Source organism: Bacillus sp. FSL E2-8887 (assembly GCF_038007205.1).
In the GTDB taxonomy this organism is placed as follows: domain Bacteria; phylum Bacillota; class Bacilli; order Bacillales; family Bacillaceae_G; genus Bacillus_A; species Bacillus_A mycoides.
Genome location: NZ_JBBOWS010000002.1, coordinates 327,630 through 346,716 on the forward strand (window position 1 = coordinate 327,630; position 19,087 = coordinate 346,716).

Consider the following 19,087-nt stretch of genomic DNA (forward strand, 5'->3'; position numbering starts at 1 on the left):
TAGAACAGTATTATATATCGAGAAAAATAAAAGACAACTCTAATGAAGAGCTGTCTTTTTGTGTAATAAATTTTAAAAAATCTGAATATATACAAACGACTATAATGCGTTATGGTTATTATTATAACATGAACGAATAGTATTTTGAATAAAAAATATTTGAATGAGTTTTTGAGCTTTTTGTTAACAATGTTCAAAAATAAACTTTTTGTAAAGGTTTTCTTTGAATATAATTATTTATTTTAAAAATATAATCATGGTTATTGTATTTCAATGGTTTCCTTATAAACCTTAGCTATATATTTTACAAAATCAATAACGGGATAGTGTATGAGTGAACGGTGCTGCGCAAAACGAATCCCTTCTTTTTCTATTTCCGAAATAATTTGTTCGATTTCCAACTCTTTTTGTTGTATTCTATTATAATTTTGATATACAATGTTTTTCCATTGATAGGAAGAACCATGAAAATAACTCTCTCCTTTTACCGTGTGGCTGAATATTATTTCTATTTTTTCTCTACGTTGTTTTTCCTTCATATGCGCTTCCGTTGACTGCATGTTTATCGCCTCTTCCCTTTGTGTTGTATACTGTTTCACAAAATACGGTCTAAATTATCATAGTCAATGTACATTGTTCTTGTTGGGAATTGTCGTTTAAGGCTATCTCATCAACTGTATTTGTTTTTCAAGCGCTTAATCTAATAAATTGGATCTTATGTCTAAATAAGTTGATAGTGTGTATAAAATATTATCAATCTTTATTATAAAACGATTCTTTATAGGCATGCACCTTTTTACACTCACCAAGATTTACAACATGACGAGTATCTTCATCTATGAATGTTATTCTCTATTTACTGAAGATAGTTTTTTTATTTAGGCTAAGTAACATATCGCATGCCTCAGAACCCCTTTTTATATTATAAAATCATATAAAAATATAGCGCTCTTAAAAAGTTTTGTTACAAATTTGTTATGATTGACTTAAAAAAAGGAAAGTAATATTTATTTGTAGAAAATTTTTAAGGGTAAAAATAGAATGACTATTTATGATAAGAAAAGGGGGGCACTTATATATGCTAACAAATGATTTAGATTTCCGATTAGAACCACGTTTAAAAGAACTGTATGAACAACATAAAATAAGAGCGCAGAAGATAGACTGGGGTTATCATGAGTTTTTACCATGGGATAAGGGAATGGACTTTAAAAGAGTTCCTTGGGATGAAAGTCAAGTTACTCTTCCTTCTGGTGTAATTACGGCCATTGAAACAGCTTTATTAACAGAAGTGAATTTACCATGGTTTACAACGTATTTATCTGCGACTTTTAAAGGGTCCCTTTCTGTTATTACAGACTTTATTCATACTTGGACTTCAGAAGAGGATCAACATTCGAATTTATTGGAGACATATTTACTACTCACTCGAAGTGTGAACCCTAAACGATTACATGAATTAAGAAAGTCAGTCGTTGAGGGTGGATTTGAGCCCGATTTTCACACACCAATCGAAGCAATGACATATACGACGCTACAAGAACTTGCAACGATGGTGTTTTACAATAATGTAGCTAAGGTTGCAAGTAAGCATGATCCAGATCTTGCTACATTATTACGCCGTCTTGCAAAAGATGAAACTCTTCATTATGCGTTTTATCGAGACGTCATTCGAACACATTTGGAATTGGAACCTAATTATTGCTATCATATTGCCAATGTGATTAGGAATTTTAAAATGCCAGGTGCTGTCATGCCTGATTTTGAAAATAGAATGACTGTTATTGCAAAAGAAGCTAACTATGGGCCGCTGCAATATTTTGATCAAGTACTTGATGTAGTAGTTGATTATTGGGGGTTAAAAGACTTACGACCAATTGCACCTTTAGCTGAAAAAGCAAGAATTGAGATTTTGGAGTACCACATAAGATTGAAAAAAATACGGGATCGATTTGGTCGTTTTCAAGGGAAAACTGATCTATGTTAATTAATCGATATTTTAGGATGTATATGGGCAAATTGACCGTCCCTTTATTGAGAATCTGACACACTCCCTATTGTTTTGGGGGTGTTTTTTACTTAATTTAATTTTTATCAAAAAAGTAGTTGACTCCAAAAATAAATTTGTGATATTATAAAATATTTGATAAAAAATCACATATATGTTAAGGTTAAGAAGGTTACCATATATGGAGGTGGATTATATGTTTCAAATTGGCGATAACATTGTTTATCCAATGCACGGAGCAGGTATAATTGAAGCCATAGAAGAAAAAGAATTCTCAGGGAAAAAACAACAGTATTTTGTTATAAAAATGTCAATCAGTAATATGCAAGTCATGATTCCTATGGGTAAAATATTAAGTTCGAGTATACGCCCAGTTACTGATATACTTGCATTAAAACACATTATACACATTTTTCAGCATGGAGAATCAGATAAATTATTGCCGTGGAAACAAAGGTATAAAGTGAACACGGACAAAATAAAAACGGGTGAAATACAAGAAGGTGCTGAAGTTGTACGTGATTTAATGCGTATGAAGAAAGAAAAGGCACTTAATACAAGCGAAAAAAAAATGTTGGATAACGCACATGAATTTTTGATTAGTGAACTGGGTTTAATTAAAGGGATCACTGAAAATCAATTAAAAAGTTTCTGTTAAGGTTCATTATAGATAATGTATTACATCCCCCGAAAATATCCTGAATTTTTCGGGAATATGATTATTATTAAAAGTAAATCATTTCAAAGACATTCAACTTCTTCAACTCACTTTTAGAGTAGGAACCTCTTTTGTTATTACTTCAATCTAATCCATTTTTATTTTTAAATTTCTTTTACAAACGTTCGAAGTTTCATCAAATAACTCGATCAAATAGTCACTTGATTTTTGCAATCCTGATTCACACTGGCACGGACAAGGAGCCGTAAGGATGAAAGAGAGGTAGGGCTTTCATTGTTTTAGGTATATATATCTAAGTCATTATTTCTAGAAGAAAAAATAATCAATCTCATCTCTATCTTTAAGAATTTTCTACATTTACTGAGACAGTGAATAGTAATTGTTTATCTTCTTTTCATAAAAGAGATACGCGAGTTGGTAACATCTAAATATATGGTCAACGATAAAAATTGATGGAATTTCTAGAACTAGAAACCATTTTTATAATTCATTTAACATAATAAGATGAAATGAAACAATAAGAAGGAGTGAAGATATGAAACACATGCCGACGCAAGAATTAAGTAACGAGTTAAAGAAGCGGAAAGGGATTACTTCTATTAAGATTGAGGCCTATGAAAAAATTGAAGTTGGTGGAATTCTTGTAGATGGACCGGCTGTTATTTTAATTAATCAAGAATACCTAAAAATTGTTGAATGAACGAAGAAAAGGATGATCCTTTACGAAAAGGGATGATCCTTTTTGTTTTCTGTTGATAATAATAGGATATACATATCATCTGATGCGATGGGATTAAAAGAAAGGAGAGGGTCGGGATTATCATAGCGGAAAGCTTAATATTGGTAGTATTTCTTTTTACGTTATATAAATTAGTTGCTAAAAAAACAAACTAATTATTTGAAACGATAGATTGTTTTCTTTTTAAGGGCGAGATTTATTTTATAGTGAAATGGATAATTTAAAGGAGGAATTTAGATGGATACAAGGAAAGAACGCATAAAATACGAGAAGATGTCAAAGAACTATAACCATATTTATTTAGTTTCGTTTCTCCTATTAATTGTACTTGTTTGTAGTAGTGTGCTTATCATAGGAGCTACAGGGGGAAAATATGGAGTGTTTTTATTGTTAGCAATTTTACTTAACGCACGTATTACGAAAGAATCTCAAAAAAAGTATGAGCAGTATTCTAATAAAGGGCGTATTTAAAATGATACATATCTTGAAAGGAACAACATGGATATACATGCAAAATATCCCTATATCATTGCCTATTAATAACAGATTGGCGTCATAGACGCACAAATAAAAACACAGGGTTTTATCTCTGTGTTTCTTCAAATTTTCGTTTTTGAATATATGCTTGAGCATGAATAATTTCTTCCTGAAGCTCTTTTAATTCTTTCATAGATTCTGATTCAATAGCCATGTAAGTAGTAACTAAACTGATCATCATATCCATCTTCTCTACTATATTTTGAATGACTTGTTCAGATTGCTCTTTTTTAGGGTGTTGTATTGCTATTAATCCATTTTCCATATAATTGTTCTTTCTTTGCTGGATATCATAAATAAACTGTTTTGTGTTTGAGTTCATTTGTTGTTCCTCCATTTTGGATATATTTCCATTCTATCATATTTGAATAGGAAATATTGGATTCCCCTAAATTTACACCTGTCTCGTACATCTCCTCAAATATACAAACTAATTCCTTAACGTACAGGGAACCAGTTTAGATGTGTCTAAAAGTACAATTTCCCCGAAATGATATAGTGAGACCAGATAGGTGTTTATGAACCAAAATCTATATGTATTTCGATTTTTTCTTATTAAACTAACGGAACAGATTAGCATCAAAACAATATTTTGTGTTATTGCAGTAAAAGAACGTTGATTAATGGTTTAAATTAAGTAATGATTGAACCAGTTAAAGAGTAGATAATGGGTTTCAATGTTATTTTTATGTTTAAGGCTATTAAAACTTGAGAGGAGGGAAATTCAATGGAAAAGGAATTTCCTATAATTGAAACAAGAAGATTAATTTTAAGAGCAGTAACAACAGAAGATGCTAATGATATGCTTAAATATCTATCTGATAAAGATGTTGTGAAATCTATGGGGTTAATACCTTTCCAAATTGTAAAAGATGTATGGGATGAAATAGGGTGGTATAAATCTATATACGAAGAAGGTACAGGAATTAGATGGGGAATTACACTAAAAGATTCTGGTAAGGTTATAGGAAGTTGTGGTTTTCTTAATATGCTTACCAAACATTATCGAGCTGAAGTTGGATATGAATTAAGCAAAGATTACTGGGGAAAAGGGATAGCTAGTGAAGCATTGGAGGCCGTTGTTAAGTATGGCTATCATCACCTTCAGTTAGAAAGAATTGAGGCTTTAATTGAACCTGCTAATCTCCCATCACAAAAACTAGTAGAAAAGCAAGGCTTTAGAAGAGAGGGGTTGCTGAGACATTATGAATTTACTTGTGGTAAATTCGATGATTTATATATGTATTCAACCATAAGAGAAGATCATAATATTATTTAAAGTATAGTTTTGGCGAAAGAGACTTTTAATAAGGTCAAATATGGGTTTAAAATAAAGTTTAACTGTTTGTAATAAAGTTGCACCGTTTATAAATATGATAAACCGAAATTACAGATAGATTTCGGTATGCTACGAACAATAAAGTTCTTAAATGTTAGTTTGAAACAAAGAAGAACTGTTCATAAAAAGACTGATTAAAAGCCTGTATTATCAATACGGGCTTTTAATCAGTCTTTTTTCAAAACTCCTCTTTCTATTTTCTTTTAGATCAAAGTTATTAACATTACTTTGATCAATCTTAATTTTAAAGTTACAGAAAGTATTTCTTCATTTTTCACTACTCCTTTCGTTGGATATCTTTGTAGAAGATGATGTTATATCAATTACTAATTTTATATAAATTGATTTATAAAAGCGAAAGAGGATAAAAAAAGCTTGAAGCTGACGCTAGGTCATTTTATATACTGTTTAGTAACTACTTCGTGTTCTCGAGATAAATTAGATTAAAAAATTAGGAGGTTTTTAGATGAAAATGAGAGATATTATTATTTATGGGTGTGTCATTATAGGAGCAGGTATTGGATTGATAATGGATCATGGATTTCCAGGTGTACTAATTGGTTTGGGTGCAGGATACTTACTTCAGATTTTTTTTCGTAAAGAAGAATAAATGCATAAAGACTTGTGGTAAGAACAAGAGAGAAAAGAAGATGATAAGTTAGAATGGAGAAAACGGTTGTTAACGATAGAGTCTTAACGTAAAGGAAGGTAGGTTTATCAGTTGATACACATTAATAAGGTTGGAGAGCTGACAGGTGTTACAGTAAGAACACTGCGTTACTACGATAAAATTGGCTTATTAAAACCAGCATCTAAAACAGAGGGCGGCCATCGTTTATATACGAATGAAGAAATAAAAAAACTACAGCAGGTTCAATTTTTAAAAAAGATTGGATTTTCGTTACACGAGATTAAGAATATGCTTGCTTCCAGTGAGTGGGATTGGTCGGAGAGTTTAAAGAGTCAATTATCTTTTGTAATAAAAGAACAGGAAAATTTAAAGAAAATAGAGTTATCCATACGGGAATTGATACATGGAATTGCGATAGAAGGGACAGAAAACTGGACCGCGATTCAGAAGATTATGCAATTATCCAATAAAGATAAAGAAATACAGCAGTATTATCGTGAATCTTTATTTAAAGACAGAGATATAAAATTATGGGAAAAGGTTCCCAGTATGACGAGTGACAACCCTCAGTCGCTCGAATGGATTGCTCTGATAGGTCAGTTAAAGCATTATATGGGGGACGGCCCAAAAGCACCCAAAGTCCAAAATATCATTAGAAGAATGGATGAAAAACGCTTAGAGGAGTTTGAAGGTGAGGATGAATTTTTAGATAAGCTGTGGGAAATAAGGATGTCGCCAAAGCAATCAGAGAAACTGGGATTATATCCAATTGAACAGGATGTGCTTGAGTTTATGGATCAGGCATATGCCATTTTTATGGCTGAAAAGAATAATCTCCAACCGGAATAAGGGGGAAAGAATGATGAGTACAGAACTACTTCTCCTAATAGGGGGATTGGCCCTATTGGACACGCTAAGCCCTGCCACATTAGGGGTAACAGTATATTTGCTTTTAACAGATAAAGAGAGACTTACCAAACGTTTATTGGTTTATTTATTGACGATAGCAGGATTTTATTTTGCTGTTGGAGTTTCACTCATGTTAGGATTAGATTTCTTGCTTGAGATTATTTCTGGCGTATTTCAAAATCGAATCGTAAGCTGGACGTTCTTTATTATTGGGGTGATATTGTTCATAGCAAGTTTTTATGTTCCAACAAAGAAAAGTTCAGACCTACCTGCACCAAAATCAAAAAGCATTCTTTCAATGGTTGCGCTGGGATTCACTACCTCACTAATTGAAGTAGGTACTGCTTTTCCGTATTTTGTAGCAATTGGCATAATGACTACTTCTAATCTATCGTGGGTGGAATGGTCTTCTATTTTAGCTGGATACAACTTTATCATGGTGTTGCCTTCCCTCGTGCTGTTTCTCTTCTATCTCCTGTTTGGGCGGTGGATGCAAACATCTCTCGAGAAGCTTCGAGTGAAAATCGCTAATAATACAGGATCGGCTCTTTCGTGGATTATGTGTATAGTTGGACTCATCCTGATTTATAATAGCCAGGATTATTTGTAGGATGTTTGACCAGAGTATTAGATAAAAGTAGAATTATTCAACAATCGGGTACGATTTTTGAATAACAAAGGCAAAAAATGATTAAACTTTTTTATAAAAACCAATTTTAATTCTACTGAAGAAGAATCCATTTTGATCAAACTTTTTTCAAAATGGATTTTATTGATTTATCGTAAAAAATGGATTTATGAGGCATTTTTGATCAAACTTTATTTCAAAGTGTCACTTTAGGAGGTAATTTGCGCTTATTTTAAGCGTTATTTTGCACTATAAGTAAACATAAATAAGCCCAATTTCTCGCATTAAAATTGAGGAATTGGGCTTTTATCGTTACTCCGGAAAAGCGCCCGATTGTTGAAGATCGTTTTTCTTATTGAACTAACGCATCTGTTCGTTAAGTATAACTCTTCACAATTACTTGATATTATATAGGTGAATAGAAAGATAAATTAAAATTTAGTTTAGTAGTTGTAAAAGTAGGTTATTTATATTATTCTATTATATTTTTTCAAAAAGGAGAGTTTATGAAAAAGATTATTGTTTTTGTATTAACGATATTTATATTATTCTCAGGATTCGCAACACAAAGTTATGCGTTGTCTGATTCGAAATCTGCGGCAATACAAGCGTTGCTAGATGATGCCTCTCGTATATCAGGTGTGCCGGGAATGTCAATCTCAATACTTGCTGATGATGAAGTGTTCTACTTTTCTTCAGGGTATGCTGACCGTGATAAGGGGTTGTCTGCAAGTGAAAATACACTCTATGAGTTAGCCTCGGTCAGTAAAGCTTTTACCGGTATGGGTATTATGCTGTTGGAAGAGCAAGGGCTGCTCTCAATGACTGATCCTGTCCAAAAATATTTACCTTGGTTTACGTTAAAGTATCAAGGGAAACCTGTTGATATGCAAAGCCTTACACTAAATAACTTTCTTCACCATACCAGTGGTCTAACAAATATTAGGCATACTCAAAGTATTCCACAAGGCAATACACCGGATATGTTACAAAAGACTGTGGAAATGCTCGTAGATGCTGAATTGGCGTTCCCTCCCGGTGAACAGTATAACTATGGAACCGTTAATTATGACGTATTGGGTTTGGTTATTGAGATTGTGTCGCGACAAAGCTATGAAGACTTTATGAGGGAACAGGTATTTCAGCCGTTAGGTCTTCACCAGACGTATGTTTATAAAGAAGATGCTCAAGCCACTGGACAGTTGGCACAGGGCTACCGTTCTTCCTTTTTTATGACAACTCCATTTAAAGCTCCGGATTATGCTGGGAATAAGCCCGCAGGCTACATCATTTCTAATACAAAAGATATGGCGCGTTGGATGGGCATACAGATGGGTATTGTGCAGGACATACCCGAAATATTTCACACGGTTATCGAAAAATCACATAGGGGTGATATGTCTGTTTCGGCTGTCAACGATATGTATTATGCGGCAGGCTGGTCGGTAAACGCCGACCAAACGATTATAGAACACACTGGGGGCAATCCAAATTTCAGAACCGAAGTAGTCATACTGCTAAATGAACGAACAGCCGTCTGCTTGCTGAGCAACGGCGCAAATACCAATATAAACCTGGTACTAAAAGTTAAAGATATATTAGACGGCAATCTAACTCAGTCATATGAAATAAGCGGCACACAGCTTTTGGATATCATTTTGTCGTCTATCACTATTATTCTTTGCCTATTGGCCGTTCTCCTATTTCTCTTAGGATTACGCAGAAGGAAAACGAATGAACGGCAGCCAATGACAAAAAAGAGAATAATCGTAACAGTTATTTTCCTGATCGCTACGATTGCCCTGGGTATACTGTGCTGTGCTTTCGATTGGTCAACGATACTTATTTGGCAAACATATAGTGTTCTTACAGCTTTGATTTCGTCAGCATTATTAACAGCAAGCATTACATGGTTTGTATACACTCACCGATAAAATACCTAGCTCCCAAGATAAACATAATGTTAAGTAATTAAATTTCAATTTATCGGTATGCTTAATTTGAAAAACATAAGACACTTCGGTGTCTTTTTTAATATCATCGACAATTTTCCCAGTCAAACCTAATTACTATTGCTTTCACTAACCTGCTCCGTTCGTGGAATAAGGATTTTTAAACAACTAATATTATTTTTCAAATGACTTTATTGTAAATTAAACAACAATATTATTTTTGCACAAGCGTCGTTAGATAACATTTCTTAAAAGACTGTTATTCAAAAATCTGGCCCGATTGCTGAACAAAGTTAAAAAAGCACACATATTATTATTTGTTCCAAAACTCGTCGTTTAAGGAACTTTATTTACATCTATCAAAACTGACTGAATTATGTTTGAAATCTAGTTCTAAAACTCATTACCAAAAACAAAGTATCATACTAAACAATAAATATCGTTTCTGGAACCTTCTTAACGTACGGAGAAATCAAGTTTTTTTAATATAAAATTCCTAAGCGTACGAAATTCGCGTTATGTTGGCGGGACCCCATGCCCATCAACTTAAGAATTCAGAATTACCCCAAAACGAAAAATGAGCTTTTTTGTTACAAGTTAGCACAAAATTTCGTTCTGGGGGTACTATAAAATTTTAGCTTGATGACGATAGGGGGTACCCCTATATAAGAAAAAACTAACATCGACGGCAACCCTGATGATCACATATAAAAAATAAGAAAATTCGCATTATTCCCTTGCGGAAATAGGTGGAGCCGTAAGAACTACGTCATTATCTTTTAACTCTACGCGAAAAATATATACAGGTTGAGAAAAACCTTTTGTATCAGTGGCGTGCTCTAAATTATACTCTGTAATGACTAATGTCTCACCCTCAAATTCTTCACCCGCTCCGAAAGGTCCCATAGGATAAATGTCTCCATGTTTCAGTTTTTGAAATGCTTCTTTTGGAGAAATAATTTCGACGTCTCGCACTTTTTGACCTTTTGAATCGTAAACAGGCATTTTTTTACCTTCATTACTTAACTCTAGTGATGTTTTTATAGTGACATGAGACATATCTGTTTTTCCATAAGGATCAAATGGCATATTACCAAATTCCTTCATTTGATATGAAACAATTATTCCAAGTGCGACGAAGCTTACTGCAGTGGGTAAGATTAAATATTTGACTATTTGTTTGTGTGATTCCTTTTTTTCAAAAAAAATAAGAACTATATTTACTATACAATACCCTAGCATCATTCCTATGGTATTGTGAAGTAAATCTTCTAGTTCCGCACTTCCACGAAGTGTTATAAATTGAAGAGTTTCAATAAATAAAGATGTTGTAATTGAACTGATTAACATCCATTTTGCTTTTAAAAAAACTTCACTAAATAGAGGTAATAAAATCCCTAGCGGAAATAGCATACCTATATTAACAATGATATGAAAAAAAGAATTAAATGAAAATTGATTCCATGCTTGTTGATACTGGCTCAGTACATCGAAATCAATTGTTCTTACAAAGATATTCTCAGCTGAACGGCCAAATGTGGTAGCTATTATTACAAGGGAATAATAGCCTATTATTAATATAAGTAATATAATTTGTCTTTTAGTAAGTTTTTTTTCTCGTTCATTAATAAAATTCATTTTACACCTCTCTAGAATAATATATATTTTATCTGCCATGGAAATCCCCTTGATCGGGAACTCCATAATTAAAGGAGAGATATATCTCCTCCTTATTGCCCCACATATACGTGTACAATAGCAAATGTACTACTTAAAAAATGGGCCAAATCATTGGATGAAAGTTGATAAGGATTTTTACTATTAATGAATACACTGCCTGATATTGGCGAGTCAATGTTTCCTTATTTAAACTGTAATACTTGGTCGAATGTTTTAAGGACTAAAAAACTTGATATCGCACCACAAGTTTTTCATGAGTGTTTCTGTTACTTATTGTAATAGTAAGATGATTTTTCTCATATTGAATTACCTTTCATTTTACTTACATGTTTGTAATGATTCTGAAAATACAGTTTATAAGGTCCGCAGTAATGATTCTTTTTTTGGGAGATAGCAAAGAGGGATTTTTTATATGCACTTTACTATACCGAACTAGGGGTTACCATACATGCCCATCAACTTAAGAGATTTTAATACACTCAAATACAAAAAAACGTTATTCTTTTTGTAGAAATATACAGAAAGGATGATGTTTTTTATGAATCTTTCGATTCAAAATGAACTACAATTATTTGCTGAAGAATTATATGAACACCTTACTCCAGAAGAATGGTCGGAAATCTCATCGATACAATAAGAAAACAGTCTTTGATATTTTAGGTGTTATCTATGAATATAATGGATTGAGAAAGCCAAAGAAAACTACATAATTTTTAAAAAGGGCGCCTATCTGGGTTTGTTTGGTATGCTCATTTTTAAGGGCACAAAATATTTTAAGAGTTTTTTCGTTTTATATGAACGAAAGTTCACTTTGTTTCCGCTCTTAAGTTGATGGATGTGTGGTGCTACCCAATTGCCATCAAGTTAAGAAGTTCATTGTTCCCCAAAACGAAAAAAATGAGTTGAATCCTCATAGACAAGTGTGGAGAGATAAAATTTTCGTTTTAGGGTTACTCCAAAATATTAGGTTGATGGGCATGGGGTTCAGCCGAGATACGTGTAAAAATGGGTCATATACTGGATTTTATTTCCATGATATGACCCATTTATTTTTTATACAGGTATATTCTCTTCTATGGGGTACGGCAAGAATTCTTACTTTTTGGAGCCATTCAAGAATAAATTGAGAAAACCACCAATTTAAATGATATTTGCTGGGATTTTTTAACGTTAAATTCATTTAATCGAGTTATACGACACTTTTTCTTGATGTTAATCATTGTTAATTCATCATTTTTCATCAAATTAAAATGAAAAATGACACAGAACACTAATTCTACGTCATTTTTATTTGAGTGGCTCAAAAAAGAACGAATTCTTGCCGTGCCCCAACCATGAGTTACCTCCTCATTCGATTGTGATGCAGTTGACTGCAATAGTGTTATCAATGCAGCGCTGTTGATTGTTGGAGGCGAAGATGGTCTCGAAGGTTACGTAAAAGGAGCAGGGGTTGGTTAGCGCCTTCACCTATCCTACCCGAATAAAGCGGGAAATGGTTTAGTCCTTTGTTACAGAAGGCGGCTTTTTTATGACATCCGCATCATCACCTGTAACGTAAACTTGTGCTGTTTCTTTTTTCAGCTTTTCCTTTATTTGTTTTATTTCTTCTATTTGACGTTTTGTAACCAATACTTTATTTACTTGCACGGTGTGTTTGTTTATTTCAATTTCTTCTTCTTTTAGAGGAATTCGAAGTTCCTCCTCATTTCCTGCTTCTATTACTAATACTTCACGCTTAATAGGAACAGTAAACGTTTTCTGTTCTTCGACGACTTCTTTATGAACCTTTACCTCCCCCGTTTGTACTCGTTTTTTTTTTATTTCCAGCTGCTCTTCTCTTAATTGAAGCGTTTTTTCTTTAATTTCACTTGTTTTTTTAGTCGGTTTGTCGATGTTCCTTCTTGAATTCATTGTATAACTAATACCGCCTACGATTGCTCCTATAACGAGTCCTGTTACGATTGTAAAACCTGTTACCCAACCGATTATGCTACCGATTATCGCACCAATAGTAATATACTTTCCCATAGGACCTCCTGAAGTTCTTTTATATATATGAATGGAAAGAAACCTACTTAACTAGAAGTTAAGTAGGTAGGCACAATTAGTCCTCTTTGATAATATCTGTATTACCATGCGATTCAACATCTGCAACTTCTTTACGAAGTACGTCGCGTACTTGTTCTGTTTCCTGAACCGAACGTTTATGAGCAGAGACTTCACCAGTGACGACCGTATGTTTTTCTACATCAATTTTTTCAGCAGTTACTGGAATGTGAACCGTTTCTTCTTCTGTAATTGGTTCATCTGTTGGTTCGTGATTAACGGCTCTTTGTTCAATAACGACTTGATCATGTAAAACAGGGACATTCACTGACTGTTCTTCCTCAACAATGTCCTTATGAAGCGTCACATCACCAGTCTCCACACGGTGTTTGTCAATCTCCAATTCTTCAGCACGAAGATCAAGATGTACGTCTTCTGCTGCAAATTCTGTATCGGCAGTGCGGTCTACTTCACGTACCTTTTTTCGAGTTTCCTTTTGAGTTCCTTCTTCGTTAAATAAATCAAAAAAGCCCATGATGAAAACCTCCTAAGGGATGTGTTTGAATCGTACAAGTACTAATGTTACCTGTGTGAGTGAAAATATGCGCTTGATTTGGTGCTTGTTTCTAAAAAGGCTTTATTTAGCCATTTGGTATTTACATCCAATTTTTTATTAGGGATATTTAAAAAACCTCAGAGTCGTTAGCCTTCATCCTCGATTAACGCGCCCTATCGTACTATAAGGTCAATCGCTAGACCAGTTCAAGAAGACACCCAATTTCATGTAGCATCTGAAAGGAAAAGCTATATTGGGGTTCAGCCGAGATACGTGTAAAAATGGGTCACAGGCTGTATTTTATTTCCATTATCAGATTTCGTTGTAACAAAAAGGCGTTTTATTAATAATGTTACGGATTATTTTTGATACAGTATTTTGTTACAACTAATCCAATAGAAGAAACTCATTCAAAATGGAAAAGTGGAGAAATAACTGCTGTTATATTTATGGAAATGTTAGAACTTAAGAAAAATACGTTTTATAAAATAATGAAAGAATATACAGAAGCAAATTAGCCTCTCATTTATAGAGAATGTTAATTTTTCATCGGTTATCAGAAAGCTGGTATTCCCCTTTGTTAAAACAACAGTCATTGGGAATTGCGATAGAAGTAGATCAATGGTATTCGTAGTCAAATCTGAGTAGAAAATACCCTATGTTAATATTACACTTTTAGGTATTAAAAACTAAATTTTGTACATGATAAAAATGTTCCTGCTTACAATGTGGGTACAAAAGGAGGATTTTTAAGTGGACAAAAAAACAGAAAAGAAAATTGAAGCTGTAGCACGTAAGGCAGCGGATACAGAAATTTCTCAAGAATTAAGTGCAATCCAACACCAAGTGCAACATTTACAACAAGCTTTATCTCAGGTGTCCCAATCTTCACAAGGACAGCAACAACAAGGACAGCAAAATCAGCAAGGTCTTCAACAGGCCAATCAATTAATGCAACAACTGCAACAATTTAGTCAACAGTCTCAACAACAAATGCAACAAGCTGATCAGCAATTACAACAAACTATTCAACAAGCCATCCAAACTTTAAATCAAGGCTTACAGCACCTTCAATCAAATCAAACATTAAATCAAATCAATCAAGCTATATCTCAAGCTCAGCAACAAATTAAACAAATGGGTAACCAACAAGGGCAACAAATGGGTGGCCAACAAGGGCAACAAATGGGTGGCCAACAAGGACAACAAATGGGTAACCAACAAGGGCAACAAATGGGTGGCCAACAAGGACAACAAATGGGTGGCCAACAAGGACAGCAAATGGGTAACCAACAAGGGCAACAAATAGATGGTCAACAGGGACAACAATTTCATTAAAAGCATTTCAAACAAGCCAAAAAACAACCAATTTTATGTGACTTATATAACAATAAGCAAACTCCAATTTCTTTTCGTAAGTTATTATTAACATTAAAAAGATTTTGTCTTATCTTTTCACATTACAATCAATCAAACATATTAACTTATAGAATGTTTATACTTACAGCGCTTATTTAAAGCAGAGCACTTTTATAAAGTGCTCTGCTTTATTTGTGAATGATGATTCTTCTTTTTTTTACATATTTTTATAATCTTTACACAAACTATTTCTAAGCCGGTTGAACTAGCGGCTTCACTCTTGGAAAACAATTAGTTTTCCAATCAAGCTCATGAAACCCACAGGCAGACAATCTAAAGTATTGTCTGCCAAATCTTTAACTTTTTAAATAATGAATGAAATTTTTGTACATATCCTTTATAGGTTAACAGTAATGGGATTTCCCTCCAGTATACAATTGCTGTAATAGCAAGGCATTAATAAAGTTACTTGCTTTTTTTGTATAATTACATTGATTTTACACAAACTATCAATGATTCATTTTACCAATGTGAGTCATTTGGACATTTTAAAAATCCTCATGAATTGCTCCTTATGGGACAAGCTATTTAGCTTGTCCTATTTTTCATGTTTAGAATATGCCTCTTTTATTAACATTATCTTAAAATATAGGTACAGTGAAATAGCTATTAGCGTAGGTTTTTAATCTATTCCTAAAGAGGAAGAATTAAATATCACGCACAAGGCTTAGTTGCTTGATATATAGATTAACCAACAGGTTGTAAGTACCATCATTCATGCAATTATTTGGACATATGGAAGTATCTCAGATATCTTGATGATTAACTAACGATCTAGTACGGGTAGCATAGCTCTTGAACAAGTTTCATCTAATTAATAGTAAACATTAAGTATTCATACACTACAATTAAATCATTTACCTTCTTGAATAAAAAAACTAGCTCAAATTCATATTTTACACCTTTCATTAGTATTAATCAGTATGAAAGCCAAGTTAGTAAGGAGGAGACGTAGAATGAATCAAACTTATGAAGAAAGTGCATTGTTTGAACATAAATTTTGGCTGAGAGTTCTTGAGGATCATGCACAGTTTCTTTTAGATGCTTTAGCCCCAAAAGAGACTGAAGACATTCAGAGAGCCAAATATTTTGTAGGAAAATTTAATAAATATTTAAGTCTTATTAATACAGTTAGTTTAATCGAATTCGCAAAAGATGCTAAACAATCGGCAGAGGAGATCCGAAAATTCAAGTTGAGTATTATACAAAAGCAATTGGAAGGAAAGATTGTTATCCACTTTACCCCAACTTTCATTAATCATATGGTAAATGAAGTAGAAGAGTATATAACAGTATTAGAATATTTAATAAAAGGAGAGGTGCCACCTGTTTTTCATGAATTACATTATCATCTGGTTTGGTTAACAGATGCGGCCGGTCATGCTGGTTCAATTTCAGGTGAATTAGATCTTGTAGAGAAACGATTGAAAGAGAAGAGTGAGATGTACGCGAAACATTTTGAGCAGTTCTATTTAAAAGCTTTTGAAATGACGGGATATTTACGTACAGAGCTCAACCATTTTCCAGCATTGAAGAGATTTACGAAAGATGTTTCATTAGAACTGAAATTATTTTCGCATTTTCTTCATGAAGTAGAAGAATTAGAATTATCTGAGCAAATTTTAAGTTCGTTATCTGCGAGAATGGCAGACCACATGGCAAGAGAGGAATGCTATTATTTATTAAAATTAGCACAATCATCTGGTTTGGAGATGCCAAAGTGTAATCCTCTTTAAGAGTAGATAAAAAAGCCACAATTATGTGGCTTTTTGTTCGTTTATTTCTTCTTTTTTCTTGTCTTTTTGCTGTTTTACTTGTTCAATGCTAGCATTTAATGTCTCTATAATATTTATGATATTTGGATTAGGGTATATAGTTTCATTCTTTTCTTGTTGTTCGATTTTTTCTTCTATAAAATCAGTAAGTGCTTCTTTATATTCATCTACATATTCTTCTGGTTCAAACGGGGTGGTTAGATGATGAATTAGATTTATTGCTGTAGTTAATTCTTGTTTGTGAATAGGGTGCTCTTCATTATTTGGAAGATCGGGCATGTTTTTTATATTCCGAATCTCATCAGGATAATGGAGGGTCTGTAGAATAAGGCCTTCTTGAAAGCTACGAATAATAGCTAGATGTGGTTTCTTACGGATAGTAATATGAATAAGACCAAGTTTATTTGTTCTCTCTAAAGCTTCTTTTAATAACAAATAGGGCTTTTCATTCCCATGGGTAGGACCAACAAAATAGGAACGATCGAAAGAAATTGAATCAATCTCATCACTTTGAATAAAAGATGAAATGCCAATGATTCGCGGCTCATGTTTTTTTTGTAGTGCTTCTAATTCTTTATCTTCAACAATTATATATTTATGCGGCGCATATTCATAAGCTTTCACAATTTCTTCATCGCTTACTTCGGTATCGGTACAATCAGGAGCAATCTTTTTATATTTAATAGGAGTAAGACATTCCTTATGAAGACTTAAAAATTTAATATCTTTCTCTTCTACAGCACTATATAGCCTAATGCCGATATTTAATAATCCAAGTGAAAGAGAGCCTTTCCATACCGTGTGCATTTGAAACTTCTCCTTTCATAAAAAGAAAATGAATAGTTTTAGTATGAGTAATAAGAAAATTCATATGCACTTCTTATATTTTTTATATTTTGGGAGAGACTAAAAAAACTTTGAAAAGGAGGGTCAAAAATGCAATTAGCTACGCATGAGTTACGTGATTTAAGTGAATTAATTGCTGGTTGTTACAATACAATTAATACGATGAGTACATACATTCAGCAAGCACAAGATTTAGAATTAAAACAATTATTACAGCAACATTTTCCGCTCCATGTGGAAGACTATAATTTAAAAGTAGAATTTGTCCAAAGCCAGAGTACGCCCGATATTGAGCGTTTTCAGCCCTCTAAGTTAAATCCAGTATTGGTTTCTTATTTAAAAGCACCTAGTGAACAATATCCCCCTGTTGCACCTAGTATAAATGGAGCACCTCCAAACGATCGAGCAATTGCTACGGGATATCTTTTAAATCAAAAATCAGCTGCACTAAATTATGCTGGGGCTGTATTAGAGTGTGCAAATCCAAATTTGAGGTCATTTTTAGAAAAAGCTTTTTTAAATAGTAGTAGACATGCATATGATATTTGGCAATACATGGTGAAAAAGGGTTACTATCCTCTATCTCCAGCACCAGACTCTGAAATGCAAGCTATAGCAAGTATTTATCAGCCTGTTAATCAACCATTACAATAATATAAGAAATAGTAAGCGGCAAATTTTAAAAATATATATTAATTAGATGGTACCGGATAAAGCTGAACAGATTAATTATTCTTACTCTGCTCAGCTTTATTTTTTATTCGTCTTTTAGGAAGAGATTCAATAATTTATACATAATTACAGTGGTTTTTTACCATAAAAAGGAATAACTATTTTTCCATGATTCGTAGCATATTAAAAACATAGGAGGTGATACAATATGGCAAACAATAATAGTGGAAGTCGTAATGAACTATTAGTTAGAGGCGCTGAGAGTGCAATTGATCAAATGAAATATGAGATTGCACAAGAGTTTGGTGTACAACTTGGTGCAGACACAACAGCTCGTGCAAACGGTTCTGTTGGTGGCGAAATCACAAAACGTTTAGTTGCAATGGCTGAACAACAACTTGGCGGTGGAGTTAATCGCTAAGTTCAATTAATAAATGAGTGTAAAATATAGCAGATATTAAAATTAATTTCCTTTGTTCATTCATTAAAAAATAAACCCTTATAGTAAACGATTTCTCACTCAAAGATTATTGATAACCTTACTTAATAATCTTTGAGTATTTTATTTGCAAATTTCTTTACTAGACTACAAACATACATTGTTGGGAAGGTGTTTCCCATGCATGATAAAAAATATTTTGTAGGAAAAAATATACTTAAAAATTTATTTT

General features: G+C 33.1%; 19 protein-coding genes and 2 pseudogenes. 14 read left to right on the plus strand and 7 right to left on the minus strand.

What is annotated here, in order from left to right:
- Positions 1–260: 260 nt before the first annotated feature.
- Positions 261–560: a hypothetical protein gene (locus tag NSQ08_RS28870; protein WP_033706798.1), complete on the minus strand. Its 300-nt coding sequence runs from the start codon at positions 558–560 to the stop codon at positions 261–263.
- A gap of 518 nt (positions 561–1,078) precedes the next feature.
- On the opposite strand from NSQ08_RS28870, the gene NSQ08_RS28875 reads away from it, so the two are divergent.
- The 4 genes from NSQ08_RS28875 (at position 1,079) to NSQ08_RS28890 (ending at position 3,897) form a co-directional block, all read left to right on the plus strand.
- Complete coding sequence (locus NSQ08_RS28875; RefSeq protein WP_002065481.1) at positions 1,079–1,987, plus strand: acyl-ACP desaturase; 909 nt, start codon at positions 1,079–1,081, stop codon at positions 1,985–1,987.
- A gap of 217 nt (positions 1,988–2,204) precedes the next feature.
- Positions 2,205–2,666: a CarD family transcriptional regulator gene (locus tag NSQ08_RS28880; RefSeq protein ID WP_002130368.1), complete on the plus strand. Its 462-nt coding sequence runs from the start codon at positions 2,205–2,207 to the stop codon at positions 2,664–2,666.
- 556 nt (positions 2,667–3,222) lie between these two features.
- A complete protein-coding gene (locus tag NSQ08_RS28885; RefSeq protein WP_002187312.1) occupies positions 3,223–3,387 on the plus strand; it encodes a BC1881 family protein in 165 nt (54 codons plus the stop codon).
- Between the two features lie 276 nt (positions 3,388–3,663).
- Positions 3,664–3,897: a hypothetical protein gene (locus tag NSQ08_RS28890; RefSeq protein WP_016095018.1), complete on the plus strand. Its 234-nt coding sequence runs from the start codon at positions 3,664–3,666 to the stop codon at positions 3,895–3,897.
- Between the two features lie 112 nt (positions 3,898–4,009).
- Here NSQ08_RS28890 and NSQ08_RS28895 read toward each other — a convergent pair whose 3' ends face one another.
- Positions 4,010–4,285, minus strand: a complete 276-nt coding sequence (locus tag NSQ08_RS28895; RefSeq protein WP_016095019.1) for a hypothetical protein — start codon at positions 4,283–4,285, stop codon at positions 4,010–4,012.
- 405 nt (positions 4,286–4,690) lie between these two features.
- Between NSQ08_RS28895 and NSQ08_RS28900 the strand changes: the two genes are divergently transcribed.
- The 5 genes from NSQ08_RS28900 (at position 4,691) to NSQ08_RS28920 (ending at position 9,404) form a co-directional block, all read left to right on the plus strand.
- Positions 4,691–5,242, plus strand: coding sequence for a GNAT family N-acetyltransferase (locus NSQ08_RS28900; RefSeq protein ID WP_340780531.1), 552 nt, complete (start codon positions 4,691–4,693; stop codon positions 5,240–5,242).
- A 526-nt stretch (positions 5,243–5,768) separates the two neighbouring features.
- Complete coding sequence (locus NSQ08_RS28905; RefSeq protein ID WP_340780532.1) at positions 5,769–5,912, plus strand: hypothetical protein; 144 nt, start codon at positions 5,769–5,771, stop codon at positions 5,910–5,912.
- A gap of 111 nt (positions 5,913–6,023) precedes the next feature.
- A complete protein-coding gene (locus NSQ08_RS28910) occupies positions 6,024–6,782 on the plus strand; it encodes a MerR family transcriptional regulator (RefSeq protein ID WP_340780533.1) in 759 nt (252 codons plus the stop codon).
- Positions 6,783–6,795: 13 nt separating this feature from the next.
- Positions 6,796–7,452 (plus strand): GAP family protein, encoded by a 657-nt coding sequence (locus tag NSQ08_RS28915; protein WP_172852259.1) that lies wholly within the window; start codon positions 6,796–6,798, stop codon positions 7,450–7,452.
- A gap of 524 nt (positions 7,453–7,976) precedes the next feature.
- Positions 7,977–9,404: a serine hydrolase domain-containing protein gene (locus tag NSQ08_RS28920; RefSeq protein ID WP_016119338.1), complete on the plus strand. Its 1,428-nt coding sequence runs from the start codon at positions 7,977–7,979 to the stop codon at positions 9,402–9,404.
- Between the two features lie 747 nt (positions 9,405–10,151).
- On the opposite strand, the gene NSQ08_RS28925 is transcribed toward NSQ08_RS28920, so the two are convergent.
- The 4 genes and pseudogenes from NSQ08_RS28925 to NSQ08_RS28940 form a co-directional block, all read right to left on the minus strand.
- Positions 10,152–11,060, minus strand: coding sequence for a VanZ family protein (locus NSQ08_RS28925; RefSeq protein ID WP_328026438.1), 909 nt, complete (start codon positions 11,058–11,060; stop codon positions 10,152–10,154).
- Positions 11,061–11,197: 137 nt separating this feature from the next.
- A pseudogene (locus NSQ08_RS28930) lies at positions 11,198–11,278 on the minus strand (bacitracin ABC transporter ATP-binding protein); the annotation flags it as partial.
- A 1,321-nt stretch (positions 11,279–12,599) separates the two neighbouring features.
- Positions 12,600–13,130 (minus strand): YsnF/AvaK domain-containing protein, encoded by a 531-nt coding sequence (locus NSQ08_RS28935; protein WP_328026422.1) that lies wholly within the window; start codon positions 13,128–13,130, stop codon positions 12,600–12,602.
- A 76-nt stretch (positions 13,131–13,206) separates the two neighbouring features.
- Positions 13,207–13,683, minus strand: coding sequence for a YsnF/AvaK domain-containing protein (locus tag NSQ08_RS28940; protein WP_159146853.1), 477 nt, complete (start codon positions 13,681–13,683; stop codon positions 13,207–13,209).
- Positions 13,684–14,093: 410 nt separating this feature from the next.
- Between NSQ08_RS28940 and NSQ08_RS28945 the strand changes: the two are divergent.
- The 3 genes and pseudogenes from NSQ08_RS28945 to NSQ08_RS28955 form a co-directional block, all read left to right on the plus strand.
- Positions 14,094–14,222, plus strand: a pseudogene (locus NSQ08_RS28945) (recombinase family protein); the annotation flags it as partial.
- 235 nt (positions 14,223–14,457) lie between these two features.
- Positions 14,458–15,042, plus strand: a complete 585-nt coding sequence (locus NSQ08_RS28950) for a hypothetical protein (protein ID WP_340780535.1) — start codon at positions 14,458–14,460, stop codon at positions 15,040–15,042.
- Between the two features lie 1,037 nt (positions 15,043–16,079).
- Complete coding sequence (locus NSQ08_RS28955; protein ID WP_340780536.1) at positions 16,080–16,859, plus strand: DUF2935 domain-containing protein; 780 nt, start codon at positions 16,080–16,082, stop codon at positions 16,857–16,859.
- A gap of 21 nt (positions 16,860–16,880) precedes the next feature.
- On the opposite strand, the gene ku is transcribed toward NSQ08_RS28955, so the two are convergent.
- Complete coding sequence (ku, locus tag NSQ08_RS28960) at positions 16,881–17,705, minus strand: non-homologous end joining protein Ku (RefSeq protein ID WP_159146851.1); 825 nt, start codon at positions 17,703–17,705, stop codon at positions 16,881–16,883.
- Between the two features lie 129 nt (positions 17,706–17,834).
- Between ku and NSQ08_RS28965 the strand changes: the two genes are divergently transcribed.
- Both NSQ08_RS28965 and NSQ08_RS28970 read left to right on the plus strand, forming a co-directional pair.
- On the plus strand, positions 17,835–18,398 hold the full coding sequence (locus NSQ08_RS28965; RefSeq protein WP_199627528.1) for a spore coat protein: 564 nt from the start codon (positions 17,835–17,837) through the stop codon (positions 18,396–18,398).
- A 226-nt stretch (positions 18,399–18,624) separates the two neighbouring features.
- A complete protein-coding gene (locus NSQ08_RS28970; RefSeq protein ID WP_061655165.1) occupies positions 18,625–18,837 on the plus strand; it encodes an alpha/beta-type small acid-soluble spore protein in 213 nt (70 codons plus the stop codon).
- The last annotated feature ends 250 nt before the right edge of the window (positions 18,838–19,087 follow it).